General features: G+C 70.8%; 10 protein-coding genes. All 10 read left to right on the forward strand.

Annotated features, from left to right (window positions below; genetic code table 11):
• Window positions 1–75 precede the first annotated feature (75 nt).
• The 10 genes from uvrA to secG all read left to right on the forward strand — a co-directional run bounded on the left by uvrA (window position 76) and on the right by secG (window position 13125).
• Window positions 76–3051 (forward strand): excinuclease ABC subunit UvrA, encoded by a 2976-nt coding sequence (gene uvrA, locus ACTEI_RS08595; protein WP_122977162.1) that lies wholly within the window; start codon window positions 76–78, stop codon window positions 3049–3051.
• A 458-nt stretch (window positions 3052–3509) separates the two neighbouring features.
• On the forward strand, window positions 3510–4037 hold the full coding sequence (locus ACTEI_RS08600) for a Rieske (2Fe-2S) protein (protein ID WP_122977163.1): 528 nt from the start codon (window positions 3510–3512) through the stop codon (window positions 4035–4037).
• A gap of 114 nt (window positions 4038–4151) precedes the next feature.
• The gene (uvrC, locus tag ACTEI_RS08605) at window positions 4152–6128 is read left to right on the forward strand and encodes an excinuclease ABC subunit UvrC (RefSeq protein WP_122977164.1); all 1977 of its coding nucleotides are present in this window, start codon (window positions 4152–4154) and stop codon (window positions 6126–6128) included.
• Between the two features lie 127 nt (window positions 6129–6255).
• Window positions 6256–7158, forward strand: a complete 903-nt coding sequence (rapZ, locus tag ACTEI_RS08610) for an RNase adapter RapZ (RefSeq protein ID WP_122977165.1) — start codon at window positions 6256–6258, stop codon at window positions 7156–7158.
• The gene (locus ACTEI_RS08615; protein ID WP_170206129.1) at window positions 7155–8216 is read left to right on the forward strand and encodes a gluconeogenesis factor YvcK family protein; all 1062 of its coding nucleotides are present in this window, start codon (window positions 7155–7157) and stop codon (window positions 8214–8216) included. The genes rapZ and ACTEI_RS08615 overlap by 4 nt, the downstream gene beginning before the upstream one ends.
• Before the next feature lie 58 nt (window positions 8217–8274).
• Window positions 8275–9255, forward strand: coding sequence for a DNA-binding protein WhiA (gene whiA, locus ACTEI_RS08620; protein WP_122977166.1), 981 nt, complete (start codon window positions 8275–8277; stop codon window positions 9253–9255).
• A 527-nt stretch (window positions 9256–9782) separates the two neighbouring features.
• Entirely contained in the window at window positions 9783–10784 is a 1002-nt protein-coding gene (gene gap, locus ACTEI_RS08625; protein WP_122977167.1) for a type I glyceraldehyde-3-phosphate dehydrogenase, read from the forward strand.
• Window positions 10785–10790: 6 nt separating this feature from the next.
• Window positions 10791–11987 (forward strand): phosphoglycerate kinase, encoded by a 1197-nt coding sequence (locus tag ACTEI_RS08630; protein WP_122977168.1) that lies wholly within the window; start codon window positions 10791–10793, stop codon window positions 11985–11987.
• Window positions 11987–12778 (forward strand): triose-phosphate isomerase, encoded by a 792-nt coding sequence (gene tpiA, locus ACTEI_RS08635; protein WP_122977169.1) that lies wholly within the window; start codon window positions 11987–11989, stop codon window positions 12776–12778. Before ACTEI_RS08630 ends, tpiA begins: the two co-directional genes overlap by 1 nt.
• A 92-nt stretch (window positions 12779–12870) precedes the next feature.
• Window positions 12871–13125 carry a preprotein translocase subunit SecG gene (gene secG / locus ACTEI_RS08640; RefSeq protein ID WP_122982001.1) on the forward strand — a complete coding sequence of 85 codons (255 nt, stop codon included), beginning with the start codon at window positions 12871–12873 and terminating at the stop codon, window positions 13123–13125.
• The last annotated feature ends 87 nt before the right edge of the window (window positions 13126–13212 follow it).

Below are 13212 nucleotides of genomic sequence, written 5' to 3' on the forward strand. Positions count from 1 at the left end.
AGGCCGCCGAAAAATGTCATACCGCGTGGCTAGAGTGTCTGCTCGACTTCAAACACATGTACGGAGAGGCTGGCAGTGGCCGACCGACTGACTATTCGTGGCGCTCGCGAGCACAACCTTCGCGACGTCAACCTTGATCTGCCCCGCGACGCCATGATCGTCTTCACCGGGCTCTCCGGTTCGGGCAAGTCCAGCCTCGCGTTCGACACGATCTTCGCCGAGGGACAGCGCCGTTACGTCGAGTCGCTCTCGTCGTACGCGCGGCAGTTCCTCGGCCAGATGGACAAGCCGGACGTCGACTTCATCGAGGGCCTGTCCCCGGCCGTCTCGATCGACCAGAAATCGACCTCGCGCAACCCGCGCTCGACCGTGGGCACCATCACCGAGGTCTACGACTACCTGCGACTGCTGTTCGCCCGCACCGGCATCCCGCACTGCCCGGTCTGCGGCGAGCGGATCAGCAAGCAGACCCCGCAGCAGATCGTCGACCGGGTGCTCGCCATGCCGGAGGGCACCCGGTTCATGGTGCTCTCGCCGGTCGTCCGGGGCCGCAAGGGGGAATATGTCGATCTCTTCGCCGAGCTCCAGGCCAAGGGTTACGCCCGGGCCCGGGTCGACGGCGTGGTGCACCCGCTCACCGAGCCGCCGAAACTGAAGAAGCAGGAGAAGCACACCATCGAGGTGGTGGTCGACCGGCTCAGCGTCAAGGCGAGCAGCAAGCAGCGCCTGACCGACTCGGTGGAGTCCGCGCTCGGGCTGTCCGGCGGCGTGATCCTGCTCGACTTCGTCGACCTGCCGGAGGGCGACCCGGAGCGTGAACGCCGCTTCTCCGAGCACCTGGCCTGCCCGAACGACCACCCGCTGGCGATCGAGGACCTCGAACCCCGGGTGTTCTCCTTCAACGCGCCCTACGGCGCCTGTCCCGAGTGCTCCGGCCTCGGCACGAAGAAGGAGGTCGACCCGGAGCTGATCATCCCGGACGAGGAGAAGAGCCTCAACCAGGGCGCGATCCAGCCGTGGTCCGGCGGCACCACCCAGGAGTACTTCCTGCGCCTGCTGGAGGCGCTGGCCAAGGCCGAGGGCTTCAGCCTGGACGCGCCCTGGCGGGCGCTGCCCAGCCGGGCGCAGAAGACCATCCTGTACGGCGCCGACGACCAGGTCCACGTGCGGTACCGCAACAAGTACGGCCGGGAGCGCTCCTACTACACCGGCTTCGAGGGCGTGGTGCAGTGGATCGAGCGGCGCCACAACGACACCGAGAGCGACTGGTCGCGCGAGAAGTACGAGGGGTACATGCGCGACGTGCCCTGCTCGGTCTGCGGCGGCGCCCGGCTCAAGCCGGAGGTGCTGGCGGTGACCGTGGCCGGCAAGAGCATCGCCGAGGTGTGCAACCTGTCCGTCGGCGAGTGCGCCGAGCTGCTCGCCGGGCTCCAGCTCGACGACCGGCAGAAGATGATCGCCGAGCGGGTGCTCAAGGAGATCAACGCCCGCCTGCGCTTCCTGGTCGACGTCGGCCTGGACTACCTCTCGCTCGACCGGGGCGCCGGCACCCTCTCCGGCGGCGAGGCGCAGCGCATCCGGCTCGCCACCCAGATCGGCTCCGGCCTGGTCGGCGTGCTCTACGTGCTGGACGAGCCGTCCATCGGGCTGCACCAGCGGGACAACCACCGGCTGATCGAGACCCTGGTCCGGCTGCGCAACCTGGGCAACACGCTGATCGTGGTGGAGCACGACGAGGACACCATCCGCACCGCGGACTGGATCGTCGACATCGGCCCGGGCGCCGGGGAGCACGGCGGCAAGATCGTGCACAGCGGGACGGTCGAGGGCCTGCTGGCCAACGAGCACTCGCCGACCGGGGCGTACCTCTCCGGGCGCAAGTCGATCCCGGTGCCGTCCGGCCGGCGGCCGCAGACCCCGGGCCGGGAGGTGGTCGTGCACGGGGCGCGGGAGCACAACCTGCGCAACCTCACCGTGCCGTTCCCGCTCGGCCAGTTCATCGCGGTCACCGGGGTCAGCGGCTCCGGCAAGTCGACGCTGGTCAACGACATCCTGCACACCGTCATGGCGAACCAGATCAACGGCGCCCGCCAGGTTCCCGGCCGGCACACCAAGGTCACCGGGCTGGAGAACGTGGACAAGGTCGTCGGGGTGGACCAGTCGCCGATCGGGCGTACCCCGCGGTCCAACCCGGCCACCTACACCGGTGTCTTCGACCACATCCGCAAGCTGTTCGCGGAGACCGCCGAGGCCAAGGTGCGGGGCTACGGCCCGGGCCGGTTCTCGTTCAACGTCAAGGGCGGCCGCTGCGAGAACTGCTCCGGCGACGGCACCATCAAGATCGAGATGAACTTCCTGCCGGACGTGTACGTCCCGTGCGAGGTGTGCAAGGGCGCCCGGTACAACCGGGAGACCCTGGAGGTGCACTACAAGGGCAAGACCATCTCCGAGGTGCTGGAGATGCCGATCGAGGAGGCGGCGGGCTTCTTCGAGGCGATGCCGGCCATCCACCGGCACCTGCGCACCCTGGTCGACGTCGGGCTGGGCTACGTCCGGCTCGGCCAGCCCGCGACCACCCTCTCCGGTGGTGAGGCGCAGCGCGTCAAGCTCGCCTCCGAGCTGCAGAAACGCTCCACCGGCCGGACCGTCTACGTGCTCGACGAGCCGACCACCGGCCTGCACTTCGAGGACATCCGCAAGCTGCTGCTGGTGCTCAACGGGCTGGTCGACAAGGGCAACACGGTGATCACGATCGAGCACAACCTCGACGTGATCAAGACCGCGGACTGGCTGATCGACATGGGCCCGGAGGGGGGCAGCAAGGGCGGCCTGGTGCTGGCCGCCGGGACGCCGGAGGAGCTGGCCGAGGTGCCGGAGAGTCACACCGGGCAGTTCCTGCGTCACATGCTGGGCCTGGAGGGCGAGCCGACCGGGTCGCCGGCCGCGACCGCGCGGGCGGCCAAGGCCAACGGGGAGCGGGCGACCGGGTCCCGGGCGGCCGGCGCGACCAAGCCGCGGGCGGCGCGGTCGCGGGCCAAGGCCGCGGTCTGACCCTTTCGTACGTCGCTCGCGGCGGCCGGTCCTCGCGGGCCGGCCGCCGCGAGCCGTGTCCGGCGCCGGTTCGCTCGCGTCCGGTGCTCCGCCCGGCCCGTTCCCGCTGGGAGCTTCGCGTGGGGCGGCCGCGGGCGAGTGCGAGCGGGGGACGTCGCGGCGGGACGGCGGGGCTCCGGGAGGGACCGGAAGTGTGCCACCGCGGGAAAATTGATTTAGAAAATTCTTAGCCGGCTCATAGCGATGCCGCCGCTCCGGTCTCCTAGGGTCGAGCGGGACGGCCGGCATGCGACATCACCGGCGAAACCGGCCGTCCGGATGCGTACGAATCGGGAAAGCCGCCGCCTGGCGGCGAGTTAATCTCACCGCACGCATGAACCGATCGCGGTGGCGGCCGCGTACTCAAGGTCGACTCCGCGTGACTTCGGGCGCGGACACCAGGTACTGGAGGGCGATACATGACTGACGTGCAGACCGGGACCGGCGCCGACACCCAGGTGGAGCAGACGGGCCCCGCTTCGACCCGCCGCGTCGTCCTGCTGGGCGCCGGCGGCCTCGGCGCCGCCGCGGTCCTGGCCGCCTGCGGCACCGACACCAGCGGCACCAACCCGAACGGCTCGGACTTCGCCGCCGATCCCGCCCCGGCCGGCAGCAAGGGCGCCGACGCGCAGGGCGGCAGCACCGGCGGCGGCGACTCCGCGGCGGGCGCGGCGCTCGCGCTGGTCGCCGACGTGCCCGCCGGTGGCGGCATCATCCAGGGCGACTACGTCATCACCCAGCCCAAGCAGGGCACCTACAAGGCGTTCACCAAGATCTGCACGCACCAGGGCTGCGAGGTCGGCGAGGTGAAGAACGGCACGATCAACTGCCCGTGCCACGGCGCGAAGTTCTCCATCGAGACCGGCTCCCCGGTCTCCGGCCCGGCGCAGAAGCCGCTCGCCGAGACCAAGGTCAAGGTGGACGGCGACAACATCGTCGCGGCCTGACACTCCGCGGCGGAACGGGCGCTCCGCGCACCGGCCGGAGATCCGGCGCCGTGGCGGCGGCACCGGACCTCCGGTCGGGCAATTCTGTCAGTCCCACGCACTACTGTTGTGGTTGTGCCAGACCCGTCCACTTATCGCCCGGCGCCCGGTACCATCCCGGACGCTCCGGGCGTCTACCGCTTCCGCGATCCGGCCGGCCGGGTGATCTACGTCGGCAAGGCGAAGAGCCTGCGTAACCGGCTCAATTCGTACTTCGCCGACGTGTGGTCGCTGCACCCGCGCACCCAGCAGATGGTCACCACCGCCGGCAGCGTCGACTGGGTCACGGTCGGCACCGAGGTGGAGGCGTTGCAGCTGGAGTTCTCCTGGATCAAGGAGTTCGACCCACGCTTCAACGTCAAGTACCGCGACGACAAGTCGTACCCGTTCCTCGCCGTCACGGTGAACGAGGAGTTCCCCCGGCTGCAGGTGATGCGCGGGGCGAAACGCAAGGGTGTGCGCTACTTCGGGCCGTACTCGCACGCCTGGGCCATCCGCGAGACCCTGGACCTGCTGCTGCGGGTCTTCCCGGCGCGCACGTGCTCGGCCGGGGTGTTCAAGCGCAGCAGCCAGATCGGCCGCCCCTGCCTGCTGGGCTACATCGGCAAGTGCTCCGCCCCGTGCACCGGCCAGGTCACCGCCGAGCAGCACCGGGCCATCGTCGACGACTTCTGCGATTTCATGGCGGGCCGGACCGACACGTTCGTCAAGCGGCTGGAGCGCGACATGATGCGCGCCTCCGACGAGCTGGAGTTCGAGCGTGCCGCCCGGCTGCGTGACGACATCGCGGCGCTGCGCCGGGCCATGGAGAAACAGACCGTGGTGCTGGGCGACGGCACCGACGCCGACGTGGTGGCCTTCGCCGAGGACCCGCTGGAGGCCGCCGTCCAGGTGTTCCACGTCCGTGACGGCCGGGTTCGCGGCCAGCGCGGGTGGGTGGTGGACAAGGTCGAGGAGCTGAGCACCGGCGACCTGGTGCACCACTTCTGCAGCCAGATGTACGGCGGTTCGCAGGGCGAGGCCGACGTGCCCCGCGAGCTGCTGGTGCCGGCCCTGCCCGACGACGCCGACGCGCTCGCCGACTGGCTCTCCGACCACCGCGGCAGCCGGGTCAGCCTGCGCGTCCCGCAGCGTGGTGACAAGCGCGCCCTGATGGAGACCGTGGCGCGCAACGCCGGCGAGTCCCTGCAGCGGCACAAGCTGCGCCGGGCCGGTGACCTGACCACCCGCAACCGGGCGCTGGAGGAGATCGCCGACGCGCTGGGGCTGGACTCGGCGCCGCTGCGCATCGAGTGCTACGACGTCTCGCAGATCCAGGGCACCGACGTGGTCGCCTCGATGGTGGTCTTCGAGGACGGCCTGGCCCGCAAGGCGGAGTACCGCCGGTTCGCGGTCCGCGGCAACCCGGACGGCAGCGGGATGGACGACCTCTCCGCGATGAGCGAGGTGATGCGGCGCCGCTTCGCGCGCTACCGGGCGCAGGCCGGGGCGGAGGCGCCACGTGACCTGCCGGACCCGGACGAGGCCGGCGAGGCGCCCGGCGAGCTGCCCGGCATCGACCCGCTGACCGGCAAGCCGCGCCGGTTCGCGTACCCACCGCAGCTGGTCGTGGTGGACGGTGGCCAGCCGCAGGTGAACGCGGTCGCGACGGTGCTCGCCGAGCTCGGGATCACCGATGTGGCGCTGTGCGGGCTGGCCAAGCGGCTGGAGGAGGTGTGGCTGCCGGGCGAGGACTTCCCGGTCATCCTGCCGCGCACCTCCGAGGCGCTCTACCTGCTGCAACGGCTGCGTGACGAGGCGCACCGGTTCGCCATCACGTTCCACCGGCAGCGCCGCTCCAAGCGGATGACCCAGTCGGCGCTGGACACCGTCGCCGGCCTGGGGGAGACCCGGCGCAAGGCGCTGCTGCGGCACTTCGGTTCGGTGAAGCGGCTCGCGGCGGCCACCCCGGAGGAGATCATCGAGGTGCCGGGGATCGGCCGCCGGACCGCCGAGGCGGTGCTCGCCGCGTTGAACCCGCCGGTCGCCCCGGACCAGACCGGAACGGGCTGATGCGAGACCTCGCAACGACGCCGGACAGCCTGTCCGGCGCTTGCAGCGGTGCCGATCGGCCTACCATGTTGTGTCCGCCGACAGGGGAGCGGGCGAGGCGACGCGGGAGGCGTGCGTGACGGAAGCGATGTCCGAGTTCGGATCCGGCGACGTGGTCGACCCGGACGAGGCCGGCACCGACCTGGTGGTGGTCACCGGCTTGTCCGGGGGTGGCCGCAGCACGGTGGCCCGGGCCCTGGAGAACGTCGGATTCTACGTGGTCGACAACCTGCCGCAGGCGCTGATGCTGGAGATGGCCGAGCTGGCCTTCGCCGCCGGCGGCGCGGCCCGGCGTACCGCGATGGTGCTGGACGTGCGCAGCCGCGCGTTCTCCACCGACCTGGCCGGCGCGGTGCGGGCGCTCAAGGAGCGCGGCTTCTCGCCGCGGGTGGTGTTCGTGGACGCCGACGACGAGGTGCTGATCCGGCGCTTCGAGTCGGTGCGCCGTTCGCACCCGCTGCAGGGCGACGGCCGGCTGGCCGACGGGATCGCCGCCGAGCGCAAGCTGCTCGCCGAGGCACGCGAGCAGGCCGATGTGATCATCGACACCAGCCACCTGAACGTCAACCAGCTCCGCCGCCGGGTGGAGGAGCTGTTCGGCGGGGAGGACGCCCGCAAACTACGGATCACCGTGCTGTCCTTCGGCTTCAAGTACGGCCTGCCCCCGGACGCCGACTACGTGCTCGACGCCCGGTTCCTGCCCAACCCGTTCTGGGTGCCGGAGCTGCGCGAGCACACCGGCCTGGAGGAGGGCGTGAGCAGCTACGTGCTGGGCCAGGAGGGCGCCACCGACTTCGTGGCGACCTACGCCGGCCTGATCGCGGCCACCGCGCCCGGGTTCGAGCGGGAGGGCAAGCGCTACCTGACCGTGGCCATCGGGTGCACCGGTGGCAAGCACCGCAGCGTGGCGATCGCCGAGGAGTTGACGTCGCGGCTGAGCGGGATGCGCCTGTCGGCGCACACCTCGCACCGCGACCTGGGGCGCGAGTGACCGCCGCGGTCGGCGGCCGAGCGGACCGGCCGATCCGCGTGGTGGCGTTCGGTGGCGGGCACGGGCTCAGCGCCTCGCTGCGCGCGCTGCGGCACGCCGCCACCGAACTGGAGCTGGACCTGACCGCGATCGTCACGGTCGGCGACGACGGCGGCTCCAGCGGCCGCCTGCGGGTCGAGCGGGACGCCCTGCTGCCCCCGGGCGACCTGCGCCAGGCGCTCGCGGCGCTGGCCGACGAGCATCCCACGACGCAGCTGACCGCGACGCTGATGCAGCACCGGTTCGTGGCGATGCCCGAGCCGGGCGCCGGGCACCTGCCCCCGGTCGTCCGCGGGCCCCGGCTGGAGCGGCGGGCCGACCGTTCCAAGGACACCCTGGCCGGGCACACGGTCGGCAACCTGCTGCTGCTGGGGTTGATGGAGATGCTCGGCGACCCGGTGCGGGCGCTGGACCACGCGGCCGCGATGGTCGGCGCGTGCGGGCGGGTGCTGCCGATGGCGTTGCACGCGGTCGGCATCGAGGCGGATGTGGCCGGCACCGACCCGGCCCGTCCGGGTGACACGGTGACCGTGCGCGGCCAGCACTCGGTGGCGGTCGCCGACGGCCGGGTGGAGGCGGTCCGCCTGGAGCCGGCCGACCCGCCGGCCTGCCCGCAGGCGGTGGAGGCGGTGCTGGCCGCCGACTGGCTGATCTTCGGGCCGGGGAGCTGGTACACCAGCGTGCTGCCGCATCTGCTGGTGCCCGGCCTGGCCCGGGCCATCGTGGCCAGCCCGGCCCGCCGCCTGGTCACCCTCAATCTGGGCACGGACAAGGAGACGCACGGGCTCTCCGCCGCCGGCCACCTCGTCACCCTGCAGCGCTACCTGCCCGAGTTGCGGGTGGACGCGGTGCTGGCCGACGTGAAATGGGCCGGCGAGCCGGAACCGGTGCGCGCGGCCGCCCAGCGGATGGGAGCCGAGCTGGTATTGGCACCCGTCGCCGTCGACGACGGGAGCCCACGGCATGATCCTGAGGCACTGGGTGTTGCACTGGTGCCAGTATTGGGCGCCGCTCGTTAATTACTGGCGTAAGTGCGGCACACACTGTCCAAGATCCGGCGCATGAGGTGACAACACGATGGCGATGACGGCAGCGGTCAAAGACGAGCTGAGCCGGGTCGACGTGCCCAAGCCCTGCTGCCGCCGGGCGGAGATGGCGTCCCTGCTCCGGTTCGCCGGCGGCCTGCACATCGTCTCCGGCCGGGTGGTCGTCGAGGCCGAGCTGGACACCGGCGCGGTGGCGCGCCGGCTGCGCCGGGAGATCGCCGACGTGTACGGCTACCCCAGCGAGGTGCACGTGCTGGCCTCCGGTGGCCTGCGCAAGGGCAGCCACTACATCGTCCGGATCGTCAAGGACGGGGAGGCGCTGGCCCGCCAGACCGGGCTGCTGGACGTGCGCGGCCGTCCCGTCCGTGGCCTGCCGCCGCACGTGGTGTCGGCGAACGTCTGCTGCGCGGTGGCCGCCTGGCGCGGCGCGTTCATGGCGCACGGCTCACTGACCGAGCCGGGCCGCTCCAGCGCTCTGGAGATCACCTGTCCGGGGCCGGAGGCGGCGCTCGCCCTGCGCGGCGCGGCCCGCCGGATCGGGATCACCGCCAAGGAGCGGGAGGTCCGCGGCGTGGACCGGGTGGTGATCAAGGACGGGGACGCGATCGCCGCGCTGCTCACCCGGATCGGCGCGCACTCCAGTGTGCTGGCCTGGGAGGAGCGCCGGGTACGCCGCGAGGTGCGGGCCACCGCGAACCGCCTGGCGAACTTCGACGACGCGAACCTGCGGCGCTCGGCCCGTGCGGCGGTGGCCGCCGCGGCCCGCGTCACCCGCGCGCTGGAGATCCTCGCCGACGAGGCTCCGAACCACCTGACCTCGGCCGGGCAGCTGCGGCTGGAGCACCGGCAGGCGTCGCTGGAGGAGCTGGGCGCGCTGGCCGACCCGCCGCTGACCAAGGACGCCATCGCCGGGCGGATCCGGCGGCTGCTGGCGCTGGCCGACAAGCGGGCCCGTGATCTCGGCATCCCGGACACCGAGGCGGCCGTCACCCCGGAGATGATGGCCTGCTGACCGACGGTCACCGATTTCGGTGATCTCGGTCACCCGGTCGGATGCCGGGGTGGCTCATCGGGTGCCTCCGCGGGCGGAACGTGCCTTCCGGCTGCACATCGGACTCGTTGTTCGTACCGTGGAGAAGGCGGACGGACCGTCGGCCCGGCGGCCCGGGGCAGACCTGTGCCACCGGCCCCGCCGGGGAAGGTGTGCCCGGGTTTGCGGGACCTTTGGTCCTTAACGCCGGGCGGTGTCCGGGGAAGGCTCAAGGAGGCGACGGCGACGTCGCGGTGATCCGTTTTAGATAACGTTCAGGTCGCGCCCCGCTGCGGCCCGGACGGGTGGTCTCGGATAGGGTCACTGGTGACGGCGACGGTGCCGGCAGTTCGGCCGAACCCCGCTGTGACGCCGCCAATGTCTCTGCTGCGGCGTTCTCGCTCCGACGGGCGCGGCGGCCGGACGCCCCCTGTGCCTGCCTCCACGCGGCCGGCACGAGACCCTCCGCCGGTCGCAGAATCCGGCGGACCGAAACGAGGAGACCACCTGTGACCATCCGGGTTGGCATCAACGGCTTCGGCCGTATCGGCCGTAACTTCTTCCGGGCGGTGCTCGCCTCCGGTGCGGACATCGAGATCGTCGGTGTGAACGACCTCACCGACAACAACACTCTCGCGCACCTGCTGAAGTACGACAGCATCCTTGGCCGCCTGGGCGAGGAGGTCAAGGCCACCGCTGACGAGATCACCGTCGGTGGCAAGACCTTCAAGGCGTTCGCCGAGCGTGACCCGAACAACCTGCCCTGGGGCGACCTGGGTGCCGACGTCGTCATCGAGTCGACCGGTTTCTTCACCGACGCCACCAAGGCCAAGGCGCACGTCGACAAGGGCGCGAAGAAGGTCATCATCTCGGCGCCGGCCAAGAACGAGGACATCACGATCGTGATGGGCGTCAACGACAACCTGTACGACGCCGCCAAGCACACGGTCATCTCGAACGCCTCGTGCACCACCAACTGCCTCGCCCCGATGGCGAAGGTCCTGAACGACACGATCGGGATCGAGAAGGGTCTGATGACCACGATCCACGCGTACACCCAGGACCAGAACCTGCAGGACGGCCCGCACAAGGACCTGCGTCGCGCCCGCGCCGCTGCCCTGAACATCGTGCCGACCTCGACCGGCGCCGCCAAGGCCGTCAGCCTGGTGCTGCCGGAGCTCAAGGGCAAGCTGGACGGCTTCGCGCTGCGGGTGCCGATCCCCACCGGCTCGGCCACCGACCTGACCTTCACCGCCGCCCGTGACACCACGGTCGAGGAGGTCAACGGCGCGATCAAGGCTGCCGCCGAGGGTGCGCTCAAGGGCTTCCTGACCTACACCGAGGACGCCATCGTGTCCGCGGACATCGTCACCGACCCGGCCTCCTGCATCTTCGACGCCGGCCTGACCAAGGTCATCGGCGGCAACCAGGTCAAGGTCGTCGGCTGGTACGACAACGAGTGGGGCTACTCGAACCGCCTCGTCGACCTGGTCAAGCTCGTCGGGGCCTGATCAGTCATGCGGACTCTCGACGACCTGCTCGGCGAGGGTGTCTCGGGTCGGCGCGTCTTCGTGCGCGCCGACCTGAACGTCCCGTTCGACAAGAACAACCCGGGCGTGATCAGTGACGACGGCCGCGCCCGCGCGGTGCTGCCGACGCTGATCGCGCTGCGGGACGCGGGCGCCAAGGTGATCGTGGCGTCCCACCTGGGCCGCCCGAAGGGCGCGCCGGACCCCAAGTACACGCTGCGCCCGGTCGCCACGCGGCTGGCCGAGCTGCTCGGCTCGTCGGTGGTCTTCGCTGACGACACCGTCGGCCCGGAGGCCCGGCAGGCGGTCGCCTCGCTGCAGGACGGCCAGGTGCTGCTGCTGGAGAACCTGCGCTTCAACGAGGGCGAGACGTCGAAGGACGAGGCCGTGCGCGGCGCGTTCGCCGACGAGCTGGCCCGGTTCGCCGACTTCTACGTCGACGACGCCTTCGGCGCCGTGCACCGCAAGCACGCTTCGGTGTACGACGTGCCGGCCCGCCTGCCGCACTACGCCGGTGGCCTCGTCCTCAAGGAGGTCGAGGTCCTCAAGAAGGTGTCGGAGGCGCCGGAGCAGCCCTACGTGGTCGTGCTCGGCGGTTCCAAGGTGTCGGACAAGCTCGCCGTGATCCAGGCGCTGCTGCCGAAGGTGGACAAGCTGCTCGTCGGTGGCGGCATGTGCTTCACCTTCCTCAAGGCGCAGGGCCACGAGGTGGGCAAGTCGCTCCTCGAAGCCGAGATGATCGACACCTGCAAGGGCCTGCTGGAGCAGGCGGCCGGCCGGATCGTCCTGCCGGTCGACGTGGTCGCCGCGACCGAGTTCTCGGCCGACGCGGACCACGTCACCGTGGACGCGTCCGAGATCCCGGCCGACCGGCTCGGCCTGGACATCGGCCCGAAGTCGGTGGAGCTCTTCGCCTCGGCGATCGCCGGTGCGAAGACCGTCTTCTGGAACGGTCCGATGGGCGTCTTCGAGCTCGCCCCGTTCGCCGCGGGCACCCGGGGCGTCGCCGAGGCGATCACCAAGATCGACGGCTTCTCGGTCGTCGGCGGCGGCGACTCGGCCGCCGCGGTCCGTACGCTCGGCCTGGACGAGTCCGCGTTCGGCCACATCTCCACCGGCGGGGGCGCGTCCCTGGAGTACCTCGAGGGCAAGACGCTGCCGGGCGTCGCCGCGTTGGAGAAGTGATGGGTGACGTGACCCGCAAGCCGATCATCGCCGGCAACTGGAAGATGAACCTCAACCACTTCGAGGCGAATCTGCTGGTCCAGAAGCTGGCGGCGAGCCTGACCGGCGAGCAGCTGGAGGCGGTGGAGGCGGTCGTGCTGCCGCCGTTCACCGACCTGCGCACCGTGCAGACCGCGATCGAGGGCGACAAGCTGGCGATCGTGTACGGCGCCCAGGACATCTCGGCGCACGCGTCCGGCGCGTACACCGGGGAGATCTCCGGCGCGATGCTGGCGAAGCTCGGCTGCACGTACGTGGTGATCGGGCACTCCGAGCGCCGCGAGTACCACAACGAGTCCGACGAGCTGATCAACGCGAAGATCAAGGCGGCTTTCACGGCCGGCCTGACCCCGATCTTCTGCGTCGGTGAGGGCCTGGACATCCGGGAGGCCGGTAACCAGGTCACGCACGTGCTGGCCCAGGTCGACGCGGGCCTCGACGGGCTCAAGGAAGACCAGATCAAGCAGATCGTGATCGCGTACGAGCCGGTCTGGGCGATCGGCACCGGCAAGACCGCGACGCCGGACGACGCGCAGGAGGTCTGCGGCGCCATCCGGGCCCGTCTGGTGGAGAAGTACGGCAGCGACGTCGCCGAGGCGGTGCGCATCCAGTACGGTGGATCGGTCAAGGCGGCGAACATCGCCTCGATCATGGCCCAGCCGGACGTGGACGGCGCCCTGGTCGGCGGCGCGAGCCTGGACGCCGAGGAGTTCGCCTCCATCGTGCGCTTCCCGGAGCACGTCGCTCGCTGAGCGTGAAAGGCGTGTGCCCGGCCGTATGAAACGGCCGGGCACCCGCTATTGTGGGACCGCTGCTGTGCCCTTCGAGAGGAATGAACCCGACCATGCCGATCGCGTTCGCGTACACGTTGATCGTGTTGCTGATCATCACCAGCATTCTGCTGACCCTGCTGATCCTGCTGCACCGGGGCAAGGGCGGCGGCATGTCGAGCATGTTCGGCGGCGGCGTGACCTCCAGCCTGGCCGGTTCCTCGGTGGCGGAGAAGAACCTCGACCGCTACACGGTTCTGGTCGGCGTGCTGTGGCTCGCCTGCGTCATCGGGCTCGGCTTCTGGCTCAAGCAGGCGATCCCTTCCTGACGCGCGGTAACCGTCGTACAATCTGCCGCGCGGCCGGTTTCTCCGGTCGCGCGGCTTTTTGTCGTCATCGTCCTTATTGATCGGGAG

This window comes from Actinoplanes teichomyceticus ATCC 31121, from assembly GCF_003711105.1.
GTDB lineage: Bacteria > Actinomycetota > Actinomycetes > Mycobacteriales > Micromonosporaceae > Actinoplanes > Actinoplanes teichomyceticus.

Bases quoted from the DNA above. Each gene is read 5' to 3' on its own strand.
- ACTEI_RS08600 (WP_122977163.1), top strand. From the start codon at position 3,510: ATGACTGACGTGCAGACCGGGACCGGCGCCGACACCCAGGTGGAGCAG.
- rapZ (WP_122977165.1), top strand. From the start codon at position 6,256: ATGTCCGAGTTCGGATCCGGCGACGTGGTCGACCCGGACGAGGCCGGC.
- whiA (WP_122977166.1), top strand. From the start codon at position 8,275: ATGGCGATGACGGCAGCGGTCAAAGACGAGCTGAGCCGGGTCGACGTG.
- ACTEI_RS08630 (WP_122977168.1), top strand. From the start codon at position 10,791: ATGCGGACTCTCGACGACCTGCTCGGCGAGGGTGTCTCGGGTCGGCGC.
- tpiA (WP_122977169.1), top strand. From the start codon at position 11,987: ATGGGTGACGTGACCCGCAAGCCGATCATCGCCGGCAACTGGAAGATG.
- secG (WP_122982001.1), top strand. From the start codon at position 12,871: ATGCCGATCGCGTTCGCGTACACGTTGATCGTGTTGCTGATCATCACC.